Source organism: Thermobacillus sp., assembly GCF_003390775.1.
Lineage (GTDB): Bacteria > Bacillota > Bacilli > Paenibacillales > Paenibacillaceae > Thermobacillus > Thermobacillus xylanilyticus.
Genome location: NZ_QEWA01000018.1, coordinates 1 through 25,760, shown reverse-complemented (window position 1 = coordinate 25,760; position 25,760 = coordinate 1). Strand labels below are relative to the sequence as shown.

Genomic DNA, 25,760 nt, shown 5'->3' with positions numbered 1-25,760 from the left:
TGCACTCGGCGTGCCCGAATGGGCGGCTCGAATGATGGCGAACTCACGCCGTGGTCCGTGGGAAATGTCCCGTAACACAAACAATGCCCTTCCGACTTCCTACTGGGAAGCGAAAGGGCTGAAAAGTATGCTTTCTCGTTACCTGGAACTTTGTTAACCTTACGGAACCGCCGTATGCGGACCCGCATGTACGGTGGTGTGAGAGGTCGGGGGCTAGCCGCCCCCTCCTACTCGATTGTTTCGAGGCCGGTGACAGGTCCGTTAACGGCACGCAGTACCGTTGCAGGCGGGGCGCGGTCGGCGCGCGTCCGGCGCCCGGACCCGAAACGCCGCTGCGGGCGGGCACTGGGCGCGATTCGTGCAATTTTTTGGCTCCCGGGCGCGGGCTCGACCGTATGTAAATGGTGGGCCTGCAAAGGCTGTACATAACGGGCGAAAGGGGTCTGACCGACTGGTCAACGGAGGTGTTCGTTTGAAATTCAATCTCTTGACAGGATAGAATAATACCATTCTGACCAATCGGTCAGCACAACGGACAAAGGAGTGGAATTGGTTGAACGGCATCATCCGATTTTCGCTGAACAACAAGTTTGCGTTGTGGATCATGACCTTCATCGTCGTGGCGGCCGGTCTCTACGCCGGGCTCACGATGAAGCAGGAAACGATCCCGGACATCAACGTTCCGGTTATTTCAATAACGACGATCTATCCGGGCGCGGCGCCCGACGAGGTGGCGGAGCAGGTGACGCGCCCGATCGAGCAGCGGCTGCGCAATCTGAATGGCGTCGACGTCATGCAATCCATGTCGATAGAGAACGTCTCGTCGCTGTTCATTCAGTACGAGTATGAGAAGGACATGAAAGAGGCGCTCGAAGAAGCCCGCGAAGCGGTGGACAGCGTCACGCTGCCGGAAGGCGCTTCGAAACCGACGCTCTCCCGGATTACGATCAACGCCTTCCCGGTGCTGGCCGTCAGCGTCAGCAGCGACACGCTGTCGCTCGAGGAGCTGACCGCGGTCATCGAAGAGGAACTGCGGCCGTCCCTCGAGGGTATCGACGGCGTATCGGAAGTTCAAATCTCGGGCCAATACATTCGTGAAGTCATCCTGACCTGGAAAGAGGACAAGCTGGCAGAGTACGGCCTCAGCAAGGATACGGTCCGGGGCATCATCCAGGGTTCGGTGCTGAAGGCGCCGCTCGGTCTGTTCGAGATGGAGGATACACAGAAAAACATCGTCGTGGACGGCGGCGTGCGTTCGCTGAACGATCTGCGCAATCTGGCCATTCCGCTCATTCCGTCCGGCGGTGAAGGAGCGGCCGCCGGTATGGGCGGTGCTGCGGGTATGGACCCCGCGGCCGGCATGGGCGGTACCGCAGGCATGGATGCGGCCGCCGGCATGGACGCCGCCGCAGGCATGGGGGCCGGCGAAGCCGGCGCGGACGGCGCCGGCCTGCTCGCCGCGCTGATGAACAGCGGCCTGCCGACGGTTCCGCTCTCGGAAATCGCGGACATCGAGTTCGTCGGCAAGGCGGAATCGATCTCGCGCACGAACGGACAGGAATCCATCGCCGTACAGATCATCAAGGCGCCGGACGCGAACACGGTCGAAGTTGTCAACAAGGTCAAGGCCGAGCTTGATGCCTTCAAGGAAGACACCGAAGGCCTGAACATCATCACGATGCTCGACCAGGGCGAACCGATCGAGCAATCGATCGCGACGATGCTCGAGAAGGCGCTGTTCGGGGCGATCTTCGCGGTCATCATCATTCTGATGTTCCTGCGCAACGTCCGCTCGACGCTGATCGCGGTCATCTCGATCCCGATGTCGCTCCTGATCGGCATCCTGCTGCTGAAGGTGAATGACATCACGCTCAACATGATGACGCTGGGCGCGATGACGGTCGCGATCGGCCGGGTTGTGGACGACTCGATCGTCGTCATCGAGAACATCTACCGGCGCATGTCGCTGACCGGCGAGCAACTGAAGGGCAAGGCGCTCATCCTCTCGGCGACGAAGGAAATGTTCATCCCGATCATGTCGTCGACGATCGTCACGATCGCCGTCTTCGTGCCGCTTGGCCTCGTCAGCGGCATGGTGGGCGAACTGTTCATGCCGTTCGCGTTGACGATGGTGTTCTCGTTGCTGGCGTCGCTGCTCGTCGCGATCACGATCGTGCCGATGCTGGCGCATACGCTGTTCAAGCGCGGTCTGCCCGAGGGCAAGCATACCGAAGGCCCCGGACGGCTGGCGAAAGCGTACCAGAAAGGGCTGCGCTGGGCGCTCAGCCACAAGATCGTGACGTTCGCCGTCGCGGTGCTGCTGCTCGTCGCGAGCGTCGGACTCAGCACCCTCATCGGCACGAGCTTCCTTCCGGAGGAAGAGCAGAAATACGCGATGATCACCTATACGCCGGCGCCGGGCGATCTGCAGGATGAAGTGTACGATCTGGCGCTGAAGGCGGAGGACTACCTGCTGAACCGCGACGACGTGACGGACATGCAGTTCGCGATCGGCAACCAGGGCGGCCCCATGATGGGCTTCGGTTCGGACCGGTCCGCGCTGTTCTATGTCCTGTTCGAGAACGACATCAAGGACTTCGAGAAAGTCAAGGAGCAGGTGCTCGCCGATGTGCAGGCGAAGGCTCCGGGCGAAGGCGAGTGGGGGCTGGTCGACATGGCCGGCGCCTTCGGCGCGGGCGGCTTCACCCTGACCGTATTCGGCGACAGCTACGAAGACATCCGCGACGCGGCCGAAAAAATCAAGGCGCTCATGGAAGAGGATCCGAACTTCAAGGACATCGAGACGGGGCTTGAAGAGACTTACGACCAGTACACGCTGCTCGCGGATCAGGCGCAGCTCAGCCGGTACGGGCTGACGACCGGCAACATCATGCTCGCGCTTGCCCCCGTGCGGGAGCGGCCCGTCCTGACGACGATCCAGGAAGACGGCGAAGTGTACAACGTCTATGTGCAGTCGGAGACGAAGCATTACGACACGATCGACGACATGACCGGCGTGGCGCTCACCTCGCCGCTCGGCTTCGAGGTGCCGATCCGGGATGTCGTGAAGGTCGAAAGCGGCGAATCGCCCAACGCGATCAACCTGCTGGACGGTCGTCTGTACACGAACATGACGGCCGAAGTAACGACTGCCGACGTCGGCAAGGCCTCTTCCGCGCTGAAACAAAAGATCAACGATCTCGAACTCCCGGCCTCGGTTGATGTCGAGTTCGGCGGCGTCGTCGAGCAAATGAACGAGACGTTCACGCAGCTCGGCCTGGCGATGGCTGCAGCGGTCGCGATCGTCTACCTCGTGCTCGTCATCACGTTCGGCGGCGGGCTGGCGCCGTTCGCGATCCTGTTCTCTCTGCCGTTCACGGCGATCGGCGCATTCATCGCGCTGCTGCTGGCCGGCGAGACGCTGAACGTCTCGGCAATGATGGGTCTGCTCATGCTGATCGGCATCGTCGTCACGAACGCGATCGTGCTCATCGACCGCGTCATCCACAAGGAGCGGGAAGGCCTCGCAACGCGGGAAGCGCTGATCGAGGCGGCCGGGACCCGTCTGCGCCCGATTCTGATGACCGCCCTCGCGACGGTCGGCGCCCTCCTGCCGATGCTGTTCAGCCTCGAAGGCGCGGGCATCATTTCGAAGGGACTGGCGGTAACGGTCATTGGCGGCCTGACCAGCTCGACGCTGCTCACGCTGTTCATCGTGCCGGCGATCTACGAAGTGTTGATGCGCTTCCGCCGCAAGCAGGTCGAGGAGCGGATCTAGTTGTCGGACAAGAAACGGATGATCGTGTCCGCCGCCTTGCGCGTGTTTGCGTGCAAAGGCTACCGCGCGGCGTCGATGCAGGAAATCGCCGAGGAAGCCGGGGTGGCGAAAGGGTCCATCTATCTCCATTTCAAATCGAAGGACGAGCTGGCGCTGGCCGCCATCTCTGACGTCTACGACCGGGTCCGGCGGCGGATGTCGGAACTGGAGGCGGATGATGGCCTGACCCCGCGCGAGCGGTTCATCCGCCAGCTCGAGGCGCAGCTCGCCGTGGGCTCGGACAACGCCGAATGGATCCGGCGGCTCTGGCATGACCATGCGAGCGAAATCCACGAAGCGCTGCCCGGATTCGTCCTGCGGATCCGGGCGGAGACGGCGGATTGGCTGCAGCGGTCGATCCGCAGTGTGTACGGCGAAGCCTGCGCGCCTTATGCCTGCGACATCGCGCTGATGATGCAGGGCGCGATCGGCGAGTTCATCGGATATTTCCTGCTCGGCGGCAAGCCGCTCGAACCGCAGCGGTTGGCGCGGTATCTCGTCGCCCGGATGGACGACATCGTCGCCGGGCTGTCCGGCAGCGGCGAGCGTCCGCTCGTCCCGGGCGATGAGCTCGAAGAGCTGGTCCGGAGTCTGACGGGCGGCTGCGGTCCGGCGTCGCGGCAGACCGCGATCCGGGAGCTGCGGGAACAGTTGGAAGCCCTCCGGGCGGACGGCGCGGATACCGGCGAGCTGGAGGAAGCGCTCGGCCTGCTTGCGGCCGAGGCGGCGAAACTGCTGCCGAATCGCGTCATTCTGCGCGCCATGCTGGGCCATGTGCGAGCCCTCGCGCCCGAGCCGCTCCAGCCGGCCGTCGACCGGCTGGAACGGGAAATGCAGCAGATGTGAAGCCCGCTGCCGCGGCGATGCCGCCGGCGACGGTTTTCCTGTCTGTGCGGAAAAGTCCGCGCGGACATATTTCACCGCCGCAAGCCTTATACTACGCATGGAGTCTGTGCCAGAACAGGACGGGGAAGTGAACGCATGGCAATCATTGTGCTCATCGTGCTAATCCTGCTGAACGCCTTTTTCGCCGCTTCCGAGATCGCGCTCATCTCGCTGAACGACAACCGGATTCGCGCGATGGCGGAGGACGGACACAAGAAAGCGAAACTGCTCGAGGGCTTGCTGCGCGAACCGAGCCGGTTCCTCGCGACCATCCAGATCGGGATCACGCTGGCCGGATTTCTCGCGAGTGCGTTCGCGGCCGAGAGCTTCGCGGACGATCTGGCGGCGTTCGCCGCGAACCAGGGCGTGCCGGTGCCGCAGAAATTGCTGCATACGATCGCGCTGGTTGTCATCACGCTGGTGCTCTCCTATTTTACGCTCGTGTTCGGGGAACTGGTGCCGAAGCGGCTCGCGATGAAGAAAGCGGAGCCGATCGCGATGCTCGCCGTCCGTCCGCTCGTCTTCCTGTCGACGGTCACCTATCCGGTCGTGCGGCTGCTCACCGGTTCGACGAACCTGATCGTGCGCCTGTTCGGCGTCGATCCGAACGCGGACGATGAAGAAGTGACGGAGGAAGAGATTCGGATGATGGTCGATGTCGGCGAGGAGCGGGGCGCGATCGACAAGACGGAGAAAATGATGATCAACAACATTTTCGACTTCGACAACAAGACCGTCGGCGAGATCATGACCCACCGCCTCTACGTCGTCGGCATCCCGCTCGGCGCGACGCTGAAGGACGTCGTCGCGACGATCAGCAGCGAGAAATATACGCGCTATCCCGTCTACCGCGAACATATGGATGATATTGTCGGCATTCTGCACGTCAAGGATCTGACGATGTACGTCATGGACTGCGACGAAGAGGCGTTCGATCTGACGAAGCTGCTGCGCAAGCCGTATCATGTGCCGTTGCAGCGCCCGATCGACGAAGTGTTCCGGGAATTCCAGAAGAACAAGGTCCACATGGCGATCGTCATCGACGAATACGGGGGAACGGCGGGCATTGTCACGGCCGAGGATCTGCTTGAGGAAATCGTGGGCAACATTTTTGACGAATACGATGAAGATGTGCGCGATATTGTGAAAATGGACGACCAATCGCTGCTCGTGAGCGGCATCGTCGACCTCGACGAGATCGAGCGACTGCTGGACATCGGGCTGCCGGTGGACCGGTACGACACGGTGAGCGGCTTCGTCATCGGGCAGCTCGGACGGTTCCCGGAGGCGGGCGACCAGGCGGAGATCGTCTGGGAAGGGTACACCTTCCGCGCGGAAGGCCCGATCGACAAGCGGATCGCGAAGGTTCGGATCGTGCCGCCGGGAAGCGGAGAAGCCGGGACTGCGGGGAAAATGGAAGACGCGGCGGCCCCGGCCGAATGACGAGCCTTCCGCAGCCCGACAAAAGGGCTTGCCGCCGCCCGCGCTCGTGCTATACTCGGAACTAGCGCACAGGAAAGCGGGAGGTGCTGGCGGTCTTGGAGGACGCTTTGCTCGGCAGTTTCGTATCGGCCATGGCCACGGTTCTGGGCGGGCTTCCGGTGCTCCTGATCCGTAAAATGTCCGAGCGGTGGAAAGACATTCTCGTCGCGTTCACGGCCGGCATCATGGTGTCCGCTTCGACGTTCGGCCTGCTTCCCCAGGCGATCGCCGAAGCCGGCTTCTGGGCGATGACCGCCGGGCTCGTGCTCGGCGTGCTGGTGCTGGATGCGATCGAACGGAACATCCCCCACATCGACGTCGAGAACAAAAACGGCCTCCGCTCGCTCGACAACAAGGCATTGCTCGTCATGATCGCACTTTTTATCCACAATATTCCCGAAGGCCTCAGCACGGGGTTCAGCTACGCGAGCGGAAACGAAGGACTCGGACCGATGGTCGCGATCGCGATCGGGGCGCAGAACATGCCGGAAGGGCTCATTCTGGCCGTGTTTCTGCTGAACGCGCGGACGCCCAAGCTGAAATCGCTGCTCATCGTGACGGCGACCGGCCTCATGGAGATGGTGTCGGCGGTGGTCGGCTACGGGGCGGCCAGCCGCATCGACGGGATGATCGGTCCGGGGCTGGCGTTCGCGGCCGGGGCCATGCTGTTCATCGCGTACAAGGAGCTCATTCCCGAAAGCCACGGACACGGGTTCGAGCGGCCTTCGACCTACAGTTTTATTGCCGGCCTGCTCGCGATGATCTATATCGCGAATGTGTTCGGCTGACTTGAAACAGGGAAAGAGGGGCGTACATATGGACGTACTGGAGGCGATCCGCACGCGCCGGTCGTTCGGCCGGGTCAGGCAGGAGCCGGTGCCGCGCGAGACGATCGAAGCGATTCTCGAGGCGGCCAACTGGGCGCCGAGCCATCACGGCACGGAGCCGTGGCGGTTCCGCGTCATGACGGGCGAAGGGCGCGGCGTGCTGGCGAAGGCTTACGGCGACATCGCGGCGCTCGGGGCTCCGGAGGAGGAGCGGGAGACGGTGCGCGTCAAGGCGGAGGCGAAGGCGTACCGCGCGCCGGTCGTCATCGCGGTGTCGGCGCTGCCGTCCGATGCGCCGAAGGTCGTGCGCGGCGAGGAATTCGCGGCGACTCATGCGGCCGTGCAAAATTTGCTGCTGGCGGCGCATGCGCTCGGGCTGGCCGCGATCTGGCGCACCGGCGAGCCGATGTACCATCCGCTCATGAAGCAGGCGCTCGGCCTGCAGGAGACGGAGGAACTCGTCGGCCTCATCTATCTGGGCGAGCCGGAAGGTCCGCTGCCCGCGGGCAAGCGCAGGCCGGCCGCGGAGAAGACGGTCTGGCTGTCCTGAGCGGGCGCGGCGGATACGGGGGGAAGCGTGCATGTCGTGCAAAAAATTGGGGCGCGTGCATTGACTTCCCCTTCTTTTCGTGCGAAAATGTACGCGCGTACATCACACCGCAATCCATTATTCGGGCGCGGCGCTTCGGAGCGGGGAGGCGCGCCGTCGGGCATGCATCCTCATGTCCCGGCGCTGCCGCGCAAACGAAGCGCAACGTCAGTTGGGAGCGGAAGGACAAGGTGGCATCCCGCAAAGAAGTGGCCGAACTGGCAGGCGTCTCGGAAGCGACGGTCTCGCGCGTGCTGAACGGTGTCGGCCCGGTGCGGGAGGAGACCAGGCAGCGGGTGCTGGAAGCGGCCCGAAAGCTCAACTATCAGATCCACGCCCTGGCGGCCAGTTTCGCGCGGGGCCGGAGCGGCAACCTCGGCGTCGTGCTGCCGCATGTGCCGAAGGTGAGACTGTTTTCGAAATACTATTTCTCCGAAATGCTGGACGGCATCGGCGAGACGGTGCGCGAGCGCGGCATGGGGCTGCTCCTCCTGTACCGCAGGCCGCAGGAGCCGTTCGACTACGTGCCGCTGTTCCGCTCGGTGCGGATCGACGCCTGCATCGTGCTCGGGGCGAGCAGCCTGCCGGAGGAAGAGGCGGGCATCCGGGCGATGGCGGAAGAAGGGCTGCCGTTCTGCCTGATCGATCACCGCTCTGGCGACGGCCGGGCAAGCTCCGTCTGCGCGGCGCACGAGGAAGGCAGCCGGCGCGCCGTGGAGCATTTGATTGAGAGCGGTTACAGGAAAATCGGTTTCCTCAACGGCTCGCCGTGGTATTCACCAAGCAGGGAGCGGGAAGCCGGCTATATGCGGGCTTTGCGGGAAGCGGGCCTTGCGCCGGACCCGAAGCGGATGTTCGCCGGCAACTACAGCCGCACGAGCGGCCGCCGCGCGGCGGAGGACGTGTACGCCCGGCTGCGCGATCTGGATGCGATTTTCGTCGCGAACGACCGGATGGCGATCGGGCTGATGCAGGCGCTGCGCGAGCGCGGCGTCCGGGTGCCGGACGACCTCGCGATCGTCGGCTGCGATGACTCGGACGCGGCCGCCATGGTGGACCCGCCCCTGACCTCCGTCCGCGTGCCGTTCGGCGAGATGGGACGGACCGCCGCGGAGCGGCTGCTGGACCGGCTGCCCGACTGGCGGGGAACGGAATCCGTGTTCCACGAGACGCTGCCTACGGAGCTCGTCGTGCGCGAGTCTTCCGCGCCGCGTCCGTGAACGGCCGGAGCCATGCGCCCCGGACCTTCATACAATCTGACCCGTGTGGGAGGAATGATCCGCATGAAGCAGTTGAACATCGGCATGGTCGGGTACAAATTCATGGGCAAGGCGCACAGCCACGCCTACAAGGAAGTGCCGATGGCGTTCCCCGGTTCGCCGGTGCCGGTCATGAAGGCGATCTGCGGCCGGAACAAGGCCGGCGTCGAGCAGGCGGCCGCCCAGTTCGGCTGGGAGTCGGCGGTCACCGACTGGCGCGAGCTGGTGCAGCGCGATGACATCGACATCGTCGACATCAACGCGCCGTCGGACGCGCACAAGGAAATCGCCGTCGCGGCCGCCCGGGCGGGCAAGCATGTGTTCTGCGAGAAACCGCTGGCGCTGAATCTCGCCGACGCGCGCGAGATGCTGCAGGCCGCCGAAGAAGCCGGCGTCAAGCACATGGTCAGCTTCAACTACCGGTTCGCTCCGGCTGTCCAACTCGCGAAGAAGCTGGTACAGGAGGGGCGGCTCGGCCGGATCTACCACTTCCGCGCATGGTTCCTGCAGGACTGGATCATCGATCCGGACTTCCCGCTCGTCTGGCGGCTGGACAAGAAAGTGGCCGGCTCCGGGGCGCACGGCGACCTGGGCGCGCATCTGATCGACCTCGCGCATTTCCTCGTCGGCGACATTGAGGAGGTCGTCGGCATGAGCGAGACGTTCATCAAGGAGCGGCCGCTGCCGTCTTCGATGACCGGCCTCAGCGCGAAGGGCGACGCGTCCGCGCCGAAGGGCGAGGTGACGGTCGACGATGCGACGCTGTTCCTCGCGCGGTTTGCGAACGGCGCGCTCGGCAGCTTCGAGGCGACGCGGTTCGCGCCGGGCCACCGGTGCACGAACGCGTTCGAGATCAACGGCTCGAAGGGGAGCGTGAAGTTCGATTTCGAGCGGATGAACGAACTGCAGGTTTACTTCACGGACGACGCGGACGATGTGCAGGGCTTCCGCCGCGTCATGGCAACCGACCCGGCGCACGCGTACATGGACGCCTGGTGGCCGGCCGGACACTCGATCGGCTACGGCCAGACGTTCACGCATGTCATCGTCGAACTGCTGAACGCGATCGAAGAAGGCCGCCAGCCGGTGCCGAACTTCCGTGACGGGGTCAAATGCCAGGCGGTGCTTGAAGCGGTCGAGAAGTCGGTGGAAGAGCGGCGCTGGGTGAAGATCAGCGAAATGTAAGCGGGAAAGGAGAACCTCATGAAAAAGGCGTTGATCGTATGGGGCGGCTGGATGGGCCACGAGCCGGACCAGGCCGCGGAACATTTTCGGGGCATCCTGGAGAAGGAAGGGTTTTCCGTCGAAGTGTCGGATACGCTGGATGCTTTTGCGGACAAGGAAAAACTGATGTCGCTCGACCTGATCATCCCGATCTGGACGATGGGCAAGATCCCGAAGCGTTACGTGCGAAACGTGTCGGAGGCGGTGCAGAGCGGCGTAGGCCTCGCGGGCTGCCACGGCGGCATGTGCGATGCGTTCCGCGAGAACGTGGACTGGCAGTTCATGACCGGCGGAAACTGGGTCGCGCATCCGGGCAACGACGGCGTCGAATACCTTGTCAAGATCAAGCATTCGTCGAGTCCGCTGACGGAGGGGATAGAGGACTTCACGGTGAAGAGCGAGCAGTATTATCTGCATGTGGACCCCGCGGTCGAAGTGCTGGCCGTCACGCAGTTCCCGACCGTCCCCGGCCCGCATGCGCTGAACGGCCCCGTGGACATGCCGGTCGTCTGGACGAAGCGCTGGGGCGTCGGCCGCGTCTACTACTGTTCGCTCGGCCACGTGGCGAGCGTGCTCCGCATGCCGGAAGTGACGGAGCTGATGCGCCGCGGCTTCCTGTGGGCGGCGGAAGGCAAGGAGCTTTACGGCGGCACCAACCCGGTTATTTACACCAGCTACACGGGTATGGGAGACAGCCCGGACTGAACCGGCGCTGGCGGGAAGCGCATGCCGGGCATCAACACTTGATACGGAAAGAAGGAAAGTTCGGCAATGGACAAAGTGAAAGCCGGCATTATCGGCACCGGCAACATCAGCGGCATATATTTTCAGAACGGCAGCCGGTTTGAATCGCTCGAGATTGTCGCCTGCGCGGACATCGACGTCGAGCGTGCGATCGCCAAAGGTGCGGAATACGGCGTGCGCGGCTGCTCCGTCGAAGAGCTGCTTGCCGATCCGGAGATTGAGATGATCATCAATCTGACGATTCCGAAGGCGCACGCGCCGGTGAACCTGAAGGCGCTCGAAGCCGGCAAGCACGTCTACGTGGAGAAGCCGCTGGCGGTGACCTGCGAGGAAGGCCGCGAGGTGCTGGAACTGGCCGGACGCAAGGGACTGGTCGTCGGCAGCGCGCCCGACACGTTCCTGGGCGGCGGCATCCAGACCTGCATCAAGCTGATCGAGGAAGGCGCGATCGGCACGCCGATCGGCGCGACGGCGTTCATGATGAGCGGCGGCCACGAGTCGTGGCATCCGTCGCCGGAGTTCTACTATCAGGCCGGCGGCGGGCCGATGTTCGACATGGGGCCGTACTATCTGACGGCGCTCGTCGCCATGCTCGGCCCGATACGGCGCGTCACCGGCTCGGCGCGCATCTCGTTCCCGGAGCGTACGATCACGAGCCAGCCGAAGGCCGGGACGGTCATCCCGGTCGAAGTGCCGACGCATATCGCCGGCGTCATCGACTTTGAAGCGGGACCGGTCGCCACGATCATTACGAGCTTCGACGTGAAGGGCGGCTCGACGCTGCCGCGCATCGAAGTGTACGGCAGCGAAGGCACGCTGGTCGTGCCGGACCCGAACACGTTCGGCGGTCCGGTGCGCCTCGCGAAGGCGGGCACGAGCGAATGGGTCGAGGTGCCGCTCACCCACGGCTACACGGGCAATTCGCGCGGCATCGGCGCCGCCGACATGGCGAAGGCGATCCGCACGGGCCGGCCGTATCGCGCGAACGGCGCGCTCGCGTATCACGTGCTCGAGGCGATGCACGGCTTCCACGCGGCGTCGGAGGAAGGCCGGCATTACGTCATGGCGAGCACCTGCGCGAAGCCCGCGCCGCTGCCGGCCGGATTGCCGGAATTCACGCTGGACTAAGCTTTGTGAAAGAAAGCCGATCAGGAAGGCTGTTCCTGATCGGCTTTCTTGCGCCTTGGACCGTCCGGGTGTGGATTAGCGCAATAATTGCTGCTATTCCGACTGGAAAGGCACAATCGCCGCGAATAGGCGCAGAAGCTTCTTCTAATTTCGGGAAAACGGCCGATTTCGCGCAAACTTTCCGGATTAGAAGCAAAAATGGACACCGTGAACAATGGAACACGGAGCAAAGCAGGCTGGTGAACTTGTGGACGTGTGAACGAGATCAGGGATTCGACTTCTTGGGCCGCCACCTCCGCCGGATGCCGGTGATGCGCAAAGGGGAGGGGCTGGTCCCCCAGCCCTTTACTCTACATCTCTTCGCTCCTCCGGGACGGGGGCGGGCTTGAACGCCGTGCGAGCCGCTGTAACGTGCCATGCACACTACAGCCTCGCCTGCGATGCGGGGTTACACACAACGGCCGGGCACCGGCGGACGGGGCAGCGAATTCATGCGCGCGGAATCAGGCGTTGTCCGTCCGCGAACGCGCGCGCAGCGCCCGCCATTTCTTGTACTGGTAGTAAATCGTACAGCCGATGCAATAGCCCGCCAGGGCGGCCAGCGCGGCCAGCCCGACCATGCCGGAGGCGATGTGTCCCGGCAGCTCCAGCCGGCGAGATGGAACACGGACGACAGGCCGAGCAGCAGCACGGCGATCGTCTGGTTGAACCTGGAAAGCTCCGCCGCCTGCGTCTCGGACCGCTTGAGCCGTTCGTCGGTCAGCGCCGACCGGGCGAGAAGAATGAACAGGCTCGCCCGCGGGCCGAACGCAAGGCCGGCGAGCTGGATGAGGAACAGGGCGTAGATCCACCACGGCTGCTGAGAGGCCAGCGCGATGACGACGAACAGGACGATGCCGGCCTGATTCGCTTTGATCAGGGGAAGCGGGATTTCCTTCATGTCGGGACCTCCTTCCGAAATCCGTGATCCTCAAGCTAAAACCGACCAATCTTATCTATCTTCTCATCATTAAAACGCAGCAGGCGCCGGATGTCAATGAAGGCGGGCGGAAGATCACGGCGGGGAAATGTTTCCGGGCGGGGGCGCATATGCTGGGATGAGGAAGCCGTCGGACGGGCGGCTGGCGGCCAGACAGCGGAGGTGACGCGAATGGCGAGATGGGGAAGACGCGGCATCGCGCATTGGCTCGGCGCGCTCTTGCCGGGAAGGCGCGGCGTCATGCGCATCCGCCGGCGCAGAGGATGGCGCCGGCCCGGCGCGGGCGGACGATTTGCCGCCGGCAGCCGTCCGGCCTCGGGGGGCCGGTTCGTCTCCGGAAGCCGGCCCGCATCGGGCGGCCATTTTGTCGCGGGCGGCCGGACCGCTCTGTTCGCCCGTCCGGCGCGGGGCGAACGGCAGAACCGGCCCGCCGGGACGCGAATGCGCGTCAGCTCAAGGCCTCCGCGCCGGGAAAGACGGAGGCTCGGCGGAAAGCGGCTGTTCCTGATCGTCTTCCTGTCCTTCTTCGTGTTCGTGACCGTCACGTTCGTCTATGTGGAACGCAACCTCCGCCCGCCGCTCATGCATGTCGCCACGATGCGGGTGAAGCAGATCGTGACGCGGGCGATCAACGAGGCGATCAGCAATCATGTGGCGAGCCATGCGAACGCGGAACGGCTCGTGGAATGGCAGAAAAGCGAAGACGGACGGGTGTCCGGCTTCATGCTGAACTATGCCGAGCACATGCGCATCACTTCGGAGACGATCGAGACGGTGCAGCGGACGCTGCACGAGATCAAGCATGTGCCCGAGCACATCCCGATCGGCCAGGCGATCGGCAGCGCGGTGATCGCGTCGTTCGGCCCGCGCTTGCCCGTCCGTTTCGAGCCCGTGGGCGCGGCGAAGGTGGAGCTGGGCACGCGCCAGCGGGACGCAGGCATCAACATGATCCTCGTGGAAGTGTATATCCGGATTACGGCCGAAATGGCGATCATCATTCCGTTCGATACGAAGCCGGAGACGGTCGTGACGGAAATTCCGATCTCGTATCTGCTCGTCGTCGGCGACGTGCCGATGTACTATTACGACAACAAGGGCAATCCGTCCGGATCAACGGCCGATCACGCGCCGAATATCGCGCTGCCGCTGCCGGAACCGGACAGAGAAACCTCCGGCGAGGCGCATGACGAGACCGGAACCGGAAACGAAGACGCCGTGCCGGAGGAATCGTGAGAAAAACGCGGCCGCTCACCACCTGTACGTGCCGTTCCGTATCCGCTGCCTGTCCTCGCGTTCCCATTTTTTCAGCAACGGATAAGGATCGAACGCCCACTCGACGAGGCCGCGGTCGCGGTACAGGCCGAAGTGGAGATGGGGCGGGAACTTGCCCGACGTGCCGGGCTTGCCGTATCCGGAGCTGCCGACCCAGCCGATCACCTGGCCCGGCTTCACGATGTCGCCGGGCTTCAGGTTTTTGTCATATCCGGACAGATGGGCGAAATAGTGATACACATTGTCAATGTCCCGGATGCCGATCCGCCAGCCGCCGAACCGGTTCCATCCTTTCGTCTCGACGACGCCGTAGCAGGTGCTGCGGACGGGCACGCCGTAGTCTGCGAAAATGTCCGTACCCTCGTGAATCCGGTAGCCGCCCCAGCCCCGCGCCGCTCCCCAGGTGTCCCGATACGAGTAGTCGGCGCGGACGGGCAGCGGGAACGCGTGATCGTCGAGATCGAGCCGGTCGAAGGCGGCGTACAGCGCGGAAAACTGCAGGACGCGTTGGACTGCGCGGGTGTTGTGGTAATATTCCCACAGCCCGATGGCGAAATCGTCTTCCGCCGTGCCGGATTTGAGCAACTGCTGCGCGACCGTCCAGAGGATGTCCTCGTCATCCGTCCGGTCGGCGCGTCCGTCGCCGTTGCCGTCCAGGCCGATGCCGCCGAAATGGCGGATGACCGCCGGATTCGTCTCGTTCTCGTCCGGGTTCAGCTCGCCCGCCCACCGTTCGGGCGGCACATAGATGGCGATCAGACCGGCCGGCTTGGGCCGCGATTTGGGACGAGCCTTCGTCAGCGTCCGTTCGTACTGGTCGATGGCGGCAAGATGGTGCCAGGGGATGCCGGTCAGCATGCTGACCCGGTCGAACAGCACGCGGCGTTCGGCATAGACGTCGCGCTCCGGCGTCTTCTTGCCGGCCGCGGGCGCTGCATGGGCGGCGGGAACCGCCGCAGCAGCCAGAAGCGCCAGGGCGGCGCAGGCTGCGGCGATGCGTCGAACGGCCCGCGATGCCATGTCGAACCGGCTCCCCGCGCCTCTCCGCGTCAACCGAAGCATAGCGTTCCATCGCCTCCTTGTCCTCCGTTAGCATCTGCAGATCATTGGTTTTTATCCGAATCGTGTTATAATAAGAAAGATTATGGCTCCACTCTAGCAAGGGTCTGGGACTGCGGTCCCGCCCGTAAGGAAAGCGGGGATCCCCCATGAGCACACGCGAAAAGCAAAGGCTGCCGAAGCCGGACTGGCTTCGGATCCGGCTTGCGACGGACGGCAACTATGCCGAACTGAAGACGATGATGCGCGCGAAGACGCTGCATACCGTATGCGAGGAAGCGCGCTGTCCGAATATTTATGAATGCTGGGCGAACCGGACGGCGACGTTCATGATCCTCGGCGACATCTGCACCCGCGCCTGCCGGTTCTGCGCGGTGAAGACCGGCCAGCCGACGGAACTCGATCTGGCCGAACCGGAACGGGTCGCGGAAGCGGCAGAGCAGATGATGCTGCGCCACTGCGTCGTGACGAGCGTCGCGCGCGACGATCTGGCCGACGGCGGCGCGCAGGTGTTCGCCATGACGATCAAGGCGATCCGCAAGCGGCTGCCGCTGTGCAGCGTGGAGGTGCTCATTCCGGACTTCATGGGCAACTGGGATGCGCTGCGCACCGTCATGGACGCGAAGCCCGACATCCTGAACCACAACATCGAGACGGTCCGCCGCCTGTCGGACAAGGTGCGGGCGAAGGCCAAATATGACCGCTCGCTCGAACTGCTCCGGAAGGCGAAAGAGATGCAGCCGAACATTCCGACGAAGTCGAGCCTGATGCTCGGGGTCGGGGAAGAATGGCACGAAATTCTCGAGGCTATGGACGACCTGCGCGCCGTGGACTGCGACATTTTGACGATCGGACAATATTTGCAGCCGACGCCGAACCATCTGCCCGTGGAGCGGTACGTCCATCCGGACGAATTCAAAGCGCTGAAGGAAGAAGGGCTCAAAAGAGGCTTCCGCCATGTCGAATCGGGTCCGCTCGTGCGCAGTTCCTATCATGCCCATGAGCAGGTGCAATCGGCGGCGGCGGCGCTGACCCATTCGGCCGGAAACTGAGCGAAAGGATTCGGGGAAGCATCGGAACAGAACCGGTGCGGGAAATGGGGGTTCATCTTGATCAATATCGGCGGCAGAGTATTCGAGCTGGTGCTCGATCACAAAGGCGGCTGGAACCCCGAAGCCTTCAGGGAACGGTACAGCGAAGTGCTGGACCGCTATGATTACGTCATCGGCGATTGGGGTTACAACCAGCTGAGGTTGAAAGGATTTTTCCGCGACAATCATCCGAAAGCGACGAAAGATACGTCGATCAGCCATCTGGTCGACTATCTGCACGAATATTGCAACTTCGGCTGCGCGTACTTCGTCCTGCGGCGGGTGCCGGGGGATGAACGCAGCCGGACGGCGCCGGAAGAAGAGCCGGTCGTGTTCACGCACGCGCTGCCGGCCACCGGCGAGACTGCTGCCGGCCTCGCCGGCAAGGCGGCCGCGCTGCCCGGCGGCGAGCGGCTCATGCGCTGGCGGGCCGACCAGTCGACCGGCCGGGAAGGCCGGGCGCTCCGCATCGCGGCCGAGCGGGCGGAGCTGGAAGCGCTCATTCTGCAGCGCGAACTGCGGGAAGCGCGGGAACAGCGCGAGCAGCAGAAGCAGCAGAAGCGGCAGGCGCCCAAGAGCCCGGGATTCGGGCAGCAGAAGCCGCAGGGGCAGGGCGGCGGACAGCACGGCGGCAAGCGCGGAGGGGCGTCCGGCGGGCGGCAGGAGCCGCGCGGCGGACAGCAGGGCCAGGGTGCGCCGGGCAAGGGCGAGCGGCACCAGCATCAATCGGGCGGCCGGAAGCCGGAGGCTTCCCGCGGCGACCTGCATTGCGGCCGGCAGCCGAACGCGCGCCCCGGCGACGCGCCGCGCGGATCGCGCCATCCCAAGGGCGACCGTTCGGGCGGCGAGCAGCACCGGAACCGGCGGCCGAACGCGCAGCAAGCCGCGCCGGCGGGATCCGGCGAGACGTAAACAGCGAAAAGGGGTTTTCCCGCAGCGGGAAAACCCCTTTTTGTCAGGCTATTTTTATTTCTTCACGGCTGCTTCGTAGCGCTTGCCGACTTCGTCCCAGTTGACGATGTTCCAGAACGCGGCGATGTAGTCCGGGCGTTTGTTTTGATATTTCAGGTAGTAAGCATGCTCCCATACGTCCAGACCGAGGATCGGCGTGTCGCCTTCCATGAGCGGGCTGTCCTGGTTCGGCAGGCTGTACACTTTCAGCTTGCCTTCCGGCGATACCGCCAGCCAGGCCCAGCCGGAACCGAAACGGGTCGTGGCCGCTTTCGTGAAGTCTTCCTTGAATTTCTCGAAGCCGCCCAGTTCGCTGTCGATCGCCGCAGCGAGCGCGCCCGTCGGAGCGCCGCCGCCGTTCGGGCTCAAGATCGTCCAGAACAGCGAGTGGTTCGCGTGGCCGCCGCCGTTGTTGCGAACAGCCGTGCGAATCGATTCGGGAACGGCGTTCAGGTTCGAGATCAGCTCTTCGACCGACTTGCTTTGCAGTTCCGGAGCGGATTCGAGCGCTGCGTTCAGGTTCGTGACATACGTGTTATGGTGACGGCCGTGGTGGATCTCCATCGTCGTCGCGTCGATGTGCGGTTCGAGCGCGTTCGTCGGGTACGGAAGCGGTGGCAGTTGATGAGCCATGGTTCGTTTACCTCCTGCGTTCAATTTTTTACAGCATTATTATCCATGATTCGCCGGAATAAATCAACATGGATGTTGCGAAAGTCCGGCGCGAGGAAGGCTTGAATCGGTGACAATCTTCATGTCACCGTCGTGTTGCTATGATCATGACGGGAAGCGAGGGAACCGCGTTGAGACGGATGGACAGGCTGGTGGCGATTCTGATCGCGCTGCAGCAGCGGCCGGAGACGGCGCAAAGTCTGGCGGACAAGTTCGAGGTGTCCAGGCGGACGATACCCCTTTCCGCCAGGCCCGCTGGACGGTGATCGACAAGATCCGGGCCGTGCTTCCGAAGCCGATGCTTGAGGCGATCGAGCCGGTGCTGGACCGGGTGGAAATCGAAGTTCCGGAAAGGAAGGTGAAGACGCCGCATCTGTCAGAGCTGATGGAACACGCCGCCGCGTCCCGCTGGATTCGTGCCGACTACCGGTCCGCCAGCTCCCGGCGCTGGCTGGAGCTGCTGCCGCGGCGCATCTTCGCGGCGCACGGGTTCTGGTATGGACGAAATCGGGTATTTCGCGCCGGACTTGCTGGACGGGATCATCCGGTATTATCGCGACATCACGCTGCCGGACGGCGGGTTGCCCTTCGTCTTCAAGAGCGCGAGCGAATATCCGCATGCCCCGTGGTGGAAAGTGGAGCGCGACGATGCGCCGTCGATCAATCCGACCGGCAACGTCATCGCGATCCTGTACAAGCAGCGGGTGCGAACGGACATTTTCGGGGAAGAGTGGTTCCAGAAGAATGTGGCGTTCATCTGGCGCTTTTTCGAGAACGAACAGCCCGAGGGCTATTATGACGGGGTGAACTGGCTGGCGTTCCTGCAGCACACGCCCGACCGGGAGCTGGCCGAGCGGCACCGGCCCAAGGTCGACGCCTGGCTGGCCCGTCCGGGGACCATTGTGCGGGACGCAAACGCTTCGGGCTTCGTGCAGAAAGTGCTGGACTGGGCGCCGCATCCGGACATCTACGCGGCGAAATTCGTCACGGAGTCGGAAGTGCGGGAGCATCTGGAGGCGCTCGTCCGCCTGCAGCGGGAAGACGGCGGCTGGCCGATCCACTGGCAGACGGTCAGCCCCGGCGCGGAGCTGGCATGGCGCGGCTGGATAACGGTGGAACGGCTGAAGACGCTGCGGGCGTACGGGGTGATTTGAGTCGGGTGGAATCTGTCGAGGATTCGTTCATATACATTTCGATAAGACGAGACATGGTGCATGGACCTGCCGGTGTGCGCGTGCATAGAGTAGCAATAAGAGATGCCGCTGTCTGCCTCTGCAGTGGACCCGCATTTCCGGACGGGAATAACTATTAATGGAAGTAAGCGCTTAAAATACATATCTACAGACAACATTTCCACGAATGAGACGAATTTTTTAAACTTTTTTTAAGATTTTGCAGGAATCCGTTCATTTTTGTCGTATTCGAATAGGTGCTTGTTTTTTCTCATTTGACGAAAATGCGGGGGTACTCATTCCATGGTTGTTCGCTCTTTTCAACTGTCGGATTACCGTGCGGTATCGGAGCTGATGGAGTCCGTTCTCTCCGAAGCCTGTTGTGAAGAGACGCGCGAAGCTTTCGCCCGCCAGCTCGGCTGGGACAGCGACCTGATCCTGGTGGCGGAGATTGAAGGCGCCATCGCGGGCTTCATCATCGGCACGATCGACAGGGACCGCGGCTATTACTACCGGATCGCCGTTCATCCGGACTATCGCGGCCGGGGATGCGCGAAGGCGCTGATCCAGGGGCTCAAGATCCGGTTTGAACAGCGCAAGGTAACGCAGGTCATGGTTGCCGCGGACGAGCATAACCAACCGATTCTTCCGCTATACGAAGCCATGGGCTACAAAGCCCAGGATTTCCAGAACTCGAACCGAAAACTCGCGATCATGGCGGGCTGAAGGCCGGCCTTGGGCGGCGAATCGATCGAAGTTCTCACAGCATATGTTGCGCGCCTTGCTTTTGGCCGCAAGATATGCTTTTCTATTCTCAGCGCCCTTGAGGGCATCCGCGGGCGGAGGGTGTCATGAACATTCCGGCGGAGACCATGGAGGCGGATGACCGGCATGCCGGCAGGCGCGAACGATCCCGGCGAAGGCGTGGCGCGAAGCCGAAGGGATGGCGGGAAGAGCTGCTCGATTGGCTCAAGTCGCTCGCCGTTGCGGTTGTCGTCGTGGCCGTTTTGAAACTGTTCGTCTTCGACCTCACGATCGTGGAAGGCATTTCGATGGAACCGACGCTGAGGACGGGCGAGCGGCTGCTCGTCAACAAGATCGGCTACCGGCTGGGCGGACCGGCCCGCGGCGACATCGCCGTGCTGGTCGATCCGGCGCCGGCGTACGGCGACGGCAAGTACATTGTGAAAAGGATCATCGGCGTCACGGGGGACACGATCGAGATTCGCGGCGGCGTGCTGTATGTGAACGGTGAGCGGCTGGTCGAGCCGTACACGGATGTCGCGATCGCCAGTCCCGATTTCGGGCCGCTGACCGTCGAGCCGGGCAAGGTGTTCGTCATGGGCGACAACCGGCGGAGCGGCGCCAGCAAGGACAGCCGTTCGTTCGGGACGGTGCCGGCGGGCAGCCTGCTCGGCAAGGCGGAATTCATCCTCTGGCCGATCCCGCGCTGGAAGAAGATATAGGAGCGACACGGCACGTGAAAGAAGTGACGATCTACACGGACGGCGCATGTTCCGGCAACCCGGGGCCGGGGGGCTGGGGCGCCGTTCTGTTCTATGGACCGCATCGCAAAGAAATATCCGGCGGCGAACCGATGACGACGAACAACCGGATGGAGATCGTCGCGGTCATCGAGGCGCTCAAGCAGCTCAAAGAGCCTTGCGCCGTGACGGTGTACAGCGATTCGGCGTATGTGGTGAACTGCTTCCGGCAGAACTGGATGCAGGGCTGGCTGAAGAACGGCTGGCGGAACAGCAAGGGCAAGCCGGTGGAAAATCAGGATCTCTGGCAGGAACTCTGGTCGCTGATGCAGCGTCACCGGGTATCCTATGTGAAGGTGAAAGGCCACAGCGACAACGAATGGAACAACCGGTGCGACGAGCTGGCCCGGGCCGAGATCCGGCGGCAGTCGCAGCCGGGCTGACGAAGGAGGCGCGATCCGCCATGACGGAGCGGCCCGCGGCGTTTTACGCCGAGCTGAAGGCGGAGATGAAAGCGGCGGCGCGGTCGCTCGGCATCGACAAGATCGGCGTCGCATCGGCGGAGCCGTTCACAGAGCTCAGGCGCACGCTGGAGCGGCACCGCGCGCTCGGCCGCGAATCCGGCTTCGAGGAGCCGGACCTCGACAAGCGGACGAATCCCGCGCTGCTGATGGAGGACCCGCAATCGATCATCGCGATTGCGGTCGCCTATCCGTCGAAGCTGCGCGATGCGCCGAAGTCCGAGCCGGGGGCCCGCCGCGGCATCCTGTCGCGCTCGGCATGGGGGCGCGACTACCACGAGGTGCTGCGGGACCGGCTGAGCCGGCTCGAGGCATGGCTGCGCGAGCGGGCGCCGGAGCTTCGGGCGCTGTCCATGACGGACACGGGCGCGCTCGTCGACCGCGCCGTCGCCGAGCGGGCCGGCATCGGCTGGAGCGGCAAGAACTGTTCGATCATCACGCCCGAGTTCGGTTCCTGGGTGTACCTCGGCGAGATGATCACGAACTTGCCGCTGCCGCCGGATGCGCCGGTCACGGAGATGTGCGGCGAGTGCACGAAGTGCATCGACGCCTGCCCGACCGGCGCGCTCGTCGGGCCGGGCGAGCTCAATGCGCAGGCGTGCGTCTCGTATCTGACGCAGACCAAGGGTTACTTGAGCGACGGGCAGATGCGCAAGATCGGCAACCGGCTGTACGGCTGCGACACGTGCCAGATCGTCTGCCCCGTGAACCGCGGCAAGGACTGGACGCATCACGAGGAGCTGCAGCCGGACCCGGACACGGTGAAGCCGCTGCTTGTGCCGCTGCTGTCGATGAGCAACCGCGAGTTCAAGGAGCGGTTCGGCGCGTCCGCCGCCGCCTGGCGGGGCAAGAAGCCGATCCAGCGCAACGCGGTCATCGCGCTCGGCCATTTCCGCGAGGCGTCGGCGGTGCCGGATCTCATCCGCGTGCTGACGGACGATCCGCGTCCGGTGCTGCGCGGCACGGCCGCCTGGGCGCTCGGCCGCATCGGCGGCCCCGAGGCGGAGCGGGCGCTGCGGCAGGCGCTCGATCGCGAGGCCGATCCCGAAACTTCGGCGCGGATCAAGGCGGCGCTTGAGGCGCTTGAGAATCCCGAGCCGCGGGATGCGGCCGGCGGCCGAGCGGACGACCGCAGGCACGGCGGCGCGGACAGCGGCGTTCCTATATACGAGGAAGGCGCGGCGAAGCCGGGCGTCTGACGCCCGCCGCATGCGCTGCGGAAGGAGGACTGGGTATGGATATGGGGCAACCGACACTTGTCCGCTGGATCGAAATCGATTCGCCCGTCGGACCGCTCGTGCTTCTGAAGGCGGACGGCAGGCTGTGCCGGGTCGAATTCGGCCGGATGGAAGAGCGCCGCGCGGCCTTGACCGCATGGGCGGCCGAGCACGGACTGGCCGGCGATTTCCGGCACGCGCCGGACGATCCGCTGCTCAAGGAAGCGGCGGCACAGCTTGCGGCCTATTTCCGCGGCGAGCGCTTCCGGTTCGAGCTGCCGACGGCGATGTACGGCACGCCCTTCCAGAAGGCGGTGTGGGCGGCGCTCGCCGCCATTCCGTACGGCGAAGTCCGCTCGTACAAGGCGGTCGCCGGGGCGATCGGCCGTCCGTCGGCGGTGCGGGCGGTCGGCGGGGCGAACAACCGGAATCCGCTGCCGATCATCGTGCCGTGCCACCGGGTCGTCGGCGCGGACGGATCGCTCGTCGGCTACGCGGGCGGGCTCGACGCGAAAAGGCGCCTGCTCGAACTGGAGCGGTTGGCCGCGAACGTTGCCCGGCCGCTGGCGAACGTGCTATGATTTAGTGGCATCGCGGGAGAACGCATCATGCAGAAGGGGGGGCGGCCGAAATGAGCGCATGGGATATCATCATACCGATTCTGACTTTGGTCGTCGGCCTGGTCGGCGGATTCGCGGGCGGCGTTTTCTATCTGCGCCAGCAACTGATGAAGATGCAGAGCGATCCGGAGATGCTGCAGAAGATGGCCAGGCAGATGGGCTACAACCTGAACAAACAGCAGCTGCAACGCGCGCAGCAGATGATGAAACGGGGGAACATCGGCCGCAAATAGGCCGTTGTGCCTCCGGGGGAGGCGATCATCGAGATGGCAGGCGTGAAGGATTATGCCAATCGGCATGTGGCGGAGAACCGTGCCGAACTGGAGCGGCTCGTCCGGGAAATGCTGCGGATGATCGGGGAAGACCCCGACCGGGAAGGGCTGCTCGATACGCCGGCCCGCGTCGTGCGAATGTTCGAGGAAATCTACGCCGGCTATTCGGTCGATCCCGGCGACGTCCTCGGCGTCACGTTCGACGAGCAGCATGAAGAACTCGTGATCGTGAAGGATATCGTCTATTACAGCCAGTGCGAGCATCACCTCGCGCCGTTTTTCGGCAAGGTGCACATCGGCTATCTCCCGAGCGGTAAAATCGTCGGGCTGAGCAAGTTGGCGCGGCTGGTCGAGGCGGTCACGCGCAAGCTGCAGGTGCAGGAGCGCATCACGAGCCAGATCGCGGACATCCTCGAGGAGAGGCTGCATCCCCACGGCGTCATGGTCGTCGTGGAAGGCGAGCATCTGTGCATGTGCGCCCGCGGCGTCAAGAAGCCGGGCAGCAAGACGGTCACTTCCGCGATCCGAGGGGAATTCCGGGAGAACGCGGCGCTGCGTACGGAGTTTCTTGAATTGTTGAAAGTTTGACCGCTGCTTGGCTTGGCGCTAAGCTTGCCACAGCGAACGATCTGATTGCGGCACGGCCCGTGCTCCCCTTGAGCGGAGCGCGGGCCGTCTGCGTGTACACCCGGAATGGGCGTCATCTTTAGGGTGAAAGTCCCGAAAGGGGGCTGGCGAGCGCCAACCGCTAGCTGAGGGCAAGGGTATCCGCCGCGAGGCGGAATCTGAAGGAAGCCGTAGGCAAACGCACGGGCCAAGGTACACGAACTGGATTCGAGGCAGGGCTAGTCGTCGGGGGCGCTGCCGGGTTCGAGGCGCATGTCCGGCGGCAGATCGAAGCCGGCGTCTTGGCCGGGCTCGACGCGGTAGAGGCGAAGCGGATCGCGCGCCGATATGGCTCCAACGCGCTGAAACTCTATGCGCTGGCGGGCGAGTCGCGCGAGTTCGCCGAGCGGCACGGGCTGCCTGTCGCGCTTGCCGCGGAGCTGCGGTACGCCGTCACGGCGGAGATGGCCGCGACGCCGGCGTATTTCTGGGTTCGCTGTACGGGCCGGCTGTACTTCGACCGCCCCGGAGTGCTGCGGTGGAAAGACACGGCGAGCGCCGCGATGGCCGAGCTGCTCGAATGGAGCGCCGCGCGGTGCGTGGAGTACGACCGGGAGCTGGAGCGGTTGCTGGCGGAGGCGGTGGCACCGTGAGGCAAAAGACTAGGTTTAAGTCTATTGTACCATGCGACCTAAGCCCAATTGAAAAAAACAAAAAAAATGCTAATATTTATAATAACCATATTAATACTAAATTATTACTTAAAGGAGGAAAAGTTATGAGATTGAAAAAGGCGGCAGTATCCCTGGCTGCTGCGGCGATGCTGTTTACGGCGTTGACAGATTTCTCCAGTGCGGAAGTTTCCACCGTAAAGGATTCAAAAGCAATTCCGGTTGATTTTGAACAGCACAAGAGAGTTGTGATTTTGGAAGAATTGCGTTCGGCAGGAATTCCTTTTGATGATCAAACTTCCCTGCAAGGAATCAAAAGCAACCTCGAATTGAAATCCAAATCCAATATCAAGGCAGCCCAGGTGCTGGACAAGATTCAGCAATTGGAAAATGCCGACTACGTATATCTTGATTCCGAAACAGGAGATGTCTATAGTTCGAAACGCGGGTACCTGGGAAAAGCGAAAAAGTATGATGAATTCGAAGAACCCCAGGCAGTAGAAGACAAGGGGTTGAAAAAAGATCAGGTTCAAATTCTCAGCAAGAGCAATCCGACTGTCCAAGAAATTTTTGGCGGGAATACAGGAGCATTTGAAAGGCGTCAGCTGAATTTCTCGGGATTTGATGGAATCATCGCCAACGTAACATTGCCTACTGTAGAATATGCCTCCAATAATGTAGGTTTGGACGAGCAAGCGTGGGTCTACTATGGATTCGATCCGTCGAGCGGTTCGGGTGTCGAGGGAGGATATTCGTACCAGCGCGGCAGAGGGATTTGGTTGCCATATATTCGTTCTGGTGGTTTTGCATATGCTGATGAAGCATACAAGAAAAATCCCGGTGATGTTGTAAACAACCTGAAGTTTTATTTGAAAAAGGCCAGCTCCTCGGCAACGACCTATACGGCTTATCTTATTGTAGGAGCGACAGAGGTAAAATTTGCATCAACATCTCTGACAAGCATTACCACAACGTCTGTAAAAAGAGTTACATCGATTGCCAAAGCAGGATTTGATGGAACGAATATCGTTGGAAAATCATTGAATCAGAAATGGGATTCGGTTCAGGTATCTTTGCATAATTCTGATTACCCTGAATTTCGAAAGTAACATACTCTGAAAATATGAAAAGTGCTCCAAATCTTTGGTAGAATGGTGTTTATGCGAACAACATCACCCAAAGAGAGGAGCACCCTTAAGGTGAAGTTTACCACACCCA

At 62.9% G+C, this 25,760-nt stretch carries 25 protein-coding genes and 2 pseudogenes; 24 read left to right on the top strand and 3 right to left on the bottom strand.

Going from position 1 to position 25,760, the window contains the following annotated elements; translation table 11 throughout:
- The 10 genes and pseudogenes from C6W55_RS18020 to C6W55_RS01050 all read left to right on the top strand — a co-directional run.
- Positions 1–157: pseudogene (locus tag C6W55_RS18020) on the top strand (group II intron reverse transcriptase/maturase); the annotation flags it as partial.
- A 396-nt stretch (positions 158–553) separates the two neighbouring features.
- Positions 554–3,778, top strand: a complete 3,225-nt coding sequence (locus tag C6W55_RS01090; protein ID WP_286890961.1) for an efflux RND transporter permease subunit — start codon at positions 554–556, stop codon at positions 3,776–3,778.
- Positions 3,779–4,663 (top strand): TetR/AcrR family transcriptional regulator, encoded by an 885-nt coding sequence (locus tag C6W55_RS01085; protein WP_286890960.1) that lies wholly within the window; start codon positions 3,779–3,781, stop codon positions 4,661–4,663.
- 135 nt (positions 4,664–4,798) lie between these two features.
- Positions 4,799–6,145: a hemolysin family protein gene (locus C6W55_RS01080; protein WP_286890959.1), complete on the top strand. Its 1,347-nt coding sequence runs from the start codon at positions 4,799–4,801 to the stop codon at positions 6,143–6,145.
- A 95-nt stretch (positions 6,146–6,240) separates the two neighbouring features.
- Entirely contained in the window at positions 6,241–6,972 is a 732-nt protein-coding gene (locus C6W55_RS01075; protein WP_286890957.1) for a ZIP family metal transporter, read from the top strand.
- A gap of 28 nt (positions 6,973–7,000) precedes the next feature.
- Positions 7,001–7,561: a nitroreductase family protein gene (locus tag C6W55_RS01070; RefSeq protein ID WP_286890955.1), complete on the top strand. Its 561-nt coding sequence runs from the start codon at positions 7,001–7,003 to the stop codon at positions 7,559–7,561.
- Positions 7,562–7,791: 230 nt separating this feature from the next.
- A complete protein-coding gene (locus C6W55_RS01065) occupies positions 7,792–8,820 on the top strand; it encodes a LacI family DNA-binding transcriptional regulator (protein WP_286890953.1) in 1,029 nt (342 codons plus the stop codon).
- Between the two features lie 63 nt (positions 8,821–8,883).
- On the top strand, positions 8,884–10,044 hold the full coding sequence (locus C6W55_RS01060) for a Gfo/Idh/MocA family protein (RefSeq protein ID WP_286890951.1): 1,161 nt from the start codon (positions 8,884–8,886) through the stop codon (positions 10,042–10,044).
- Between the two features lie 18 nt (positions 10,045–10,062).
- Positions 10,063–10,788 (top strand): ThuA domain-containing protein, encoded by a 726-nt coding sequence (locus C6W55_RS01055; RefSeq protein ID WP_286890949.1) that lies wholly within the window; start codon positions 10,063–10,065, stop codon positions 10,786–10,788.
- Positions 10,789–10,854: 66 nt separating this feature from the next.
- Complete coding sequence (locus tag C6W55_RS01050) at positions 10,855–11,955, top strand: Gfo/Idh/MocA family protein (RefSeq protein WP_286890947.1); 1,101 nt, start codon at positions 10,855–10,857, stop codon at positions 11,953–11,955.
- Between the two features lie 503 nt (positions 11,956–12,458).
- On the opposite strand, the pseudogene C6W55_RS01045 reads toward C6W55_RS01050, so the two are convergent.
- Positions 12,459–12,895, bottom strand: a pseudogene (locus tag C6W55_RS01045) (DUF4395 domain-containing protein).
- 210 nt (positions 12,896–13,105) lie between these two features.
- Between C6W55_RS01045 and yunB the strand changes: the two are divergent.
- The gene (gene yunB / locus C6W55_RS01040) at positions 13,106–14,167 is read left to right on the top strand and encodes a sporulation protein YunB (RefSeq protein WP_353682002.1); all 1,062 of its coding nucleotides are present in this window, start codon (positions 13,106–13,108) and stop codon (positions 14,165–14,167) included.
- Positions 14,168–14,182: 15 nt separating this feature from the next.
- On the opposite strand, the gene C6W55_RS01035 is transcribed toward yunB, so the two are convergent.
- Positions 14,183–15,268, bottom strand: a complete 1,086-nt coding sequence (locus C6W55_RS01035) for a M23 family metallopeptidase (RefSeq protein ID WP_286890946.1) — start codon at positions 15,266–15,268, stop codon at positions 14,183–14,185.
- Positions 15,269–15,414: 146 nt separating this feature from the next.
- Between C6W55_RS01035 and lipA the strand changes: the two genes are divergently transcribed.
- Together lipA and C6W55_RS01025 are read left to right on the top strand one after the other, a co-directional pair.
- On the top strand, positions 15,415–16,317 hold the full coding sequence (gene lipA / locus C6W55_RS01030) for a lipoyl synthase (RefSeq protein ID WP_015255857.1): 903 nt from the start codon (positions 15,415–15,417) through the stop codon (positions 16,315–16,317).
- A gap of 57 nt (positions 16,318–16,374) precedes the next feature.
- Positions 16,375–17,268: a YutD family protein gene (locus C6W55_RS01025; RefSeq protein WP_015255856.1), complete on the top strand. Its 894-nt coding sequence runs from the start codon at positions 16,375–16,377 to the stop codon at positions 17,266–17,268.
- A 54-nt stretch (positions 17,269–17,322) separates the two neighbouring features.
- Here the strand turns inward: C6W55_RS01025 and C6W55_RS01020 are convergent, their stop codons facing one another.
- Positions 17,323–17,940 (bottom strand): superoxide dismutase, encoded by a 618-nt coding sequence (locus C6W55_RS01020; protein WP_286890945.1) that lies wholly within the window; start codon positions 17,938–17,940, stop codon positions 17,323–17,325.
- Positions 17,941–18,119: 179 nt separating this feature from the next.
- Here C6W55_RS01020 and C6W55_RS01015 point away from each other — a divergent pair, with 179 nt between their 5' ends.
- The 11 genes from C6W55_RS01015 to C6W55_RS00965 all read left to right on the top strand — a co-directional run bounded on the left by C6W55_RS01015 (position 18,120) and on the right by C6W55_RS00965 (position 25,651).
- Positions 18,120–18,245: an HTH domain-containing protein gene (locus tag C6W55_RS01015; RefSeq protein WP_286890962.1), complete on the top strand. Its 126-nt coding sequence runs from the start codon at positions 18,120–18,122 to the stop codon at positions 18,243–18,245.
- Between the two features lie 231 nt (positions 18,246–18,476).
- Positions 18,477–19,133 carry a hypothetical protein gene (locus C6W55_RS01010; protein ID WP_286890944.1) on the top strand — a complete coding sequence of 219 codons (657 nt, stop codon included), beginning with the start codon at positions 18,477–18,479 and terminating at the stop codon, positions 19,131–19,133.
- Between the two features lie 321 nt (positions 19,134–19,454).
- Positions 19,455–19,877: a GNAT family N-acetyltransferase gene (locus C6W55_RS01005; protein ID WP_015255852.1), complete on the top strand. Its 423-nt coding sequence runs from the start codon at positions 19,455–19,457 to the stop codon at positions 19,875–19,877.
- Positions 19,878–20,002: 125 nt separating this feature from the next.
- Positions 20,003–20,617, top strand: a complete 615-nt coding sequence (lepB, locus tag C6W55_RS01000; protein WP_286890942.1) for a signal peptidase I — start codon at positions 20,003–20,005, stop codon at positions 20,615–20,617.
- 14 nt (positions 20,618–20,631) lie between these two features.
- Positions 20,632–21,078 carry a ribonuclease HI gene (rnhA, locus tag C6W55_RS00995; protein ID WP_015255850.1) on the top strand — a complete coding sequence of 149 codons (447 nt, stop codon included), beginning with the start codon at positions 20,632–20,634 and terminating at the stop codon, positions 21,076–21,078.
- Between the two features lie 20 nt (positions 21,079–21,098).
- Complete coding sequence (gene queG, locus C6W55_RS00990) at positions 21,099–22,355, top strand: tRNA epoxyqueuosine(34) reductase QueG (RefSeq protein ID WP_015255849.1); 1,257 nt, start codon at positions 21,099–21,101, stop codon at positions 22,353–22,355.
- A gap of 35 nt (positions 22,356–22,390) precedes the next feature.
- Positions 22,391–22,954, top strand: coding sequence for a methylated-DNA--[protein]-cysteine S-methyltransferase (locus C6W55_RS00985; protein WP_015255848.1), 564 nt, complete (start codon positions 22,391–22,393; stop codon positions 22,952–22,954).
- 50 nt (positions 22,955–23,004) lie between these two features.
- On the top strand, positions 23,005–23,226 hold the full coding sequence (locus C6W55_RS00980; RefSeq protein WP_015255847.1) for a YneF family protein: 222 nt from the start codon (positions 23,005–23,007) through the stop codon (positions 23,224–23,226).
- 33 nt (positions 23,227–23,259) lie between these two features.
- On the top strand, positions 23,260–23,853 hold the full coding sequence (gene folE / locus C6W55_RS00975) for a GTP cyclohydrolase I FolE (RefSeq protein ID WP_286890938.1): 594 nt from the start codon (positions 23,260–23,262) through the stop codon (positions 23,851–23,853).
- A gap of 164 nt (positions 23,854–24,017) precedes the next feature.
- Positions 24,018–24,524: a glycerol-3-phosphate dehydrogenase C-terminal domain-containing protein gene (locus C6W55_RS00970; protein ID WP_083883284.1), complete on the top strand. Its 507-nt coding sequence runs from the start codon at positions 24,018–24,020 to the stop codon at positions 24,522–24,524.
- A gap of 125 nt (positions 24,525–24,649) precedes the next feature.
- Positions 24,650–25,651, top strand: a complete 1,002-nt coding sequence (locus C6W55_RS00965) for a hypothetical protein (protein ID WP_286890937.1) — start codon at positions 24,650–24,652, stop codon at positions 25,649–25,651.
- Positions 25,652–25,760 lie beyond the last annotated feature (109 nt).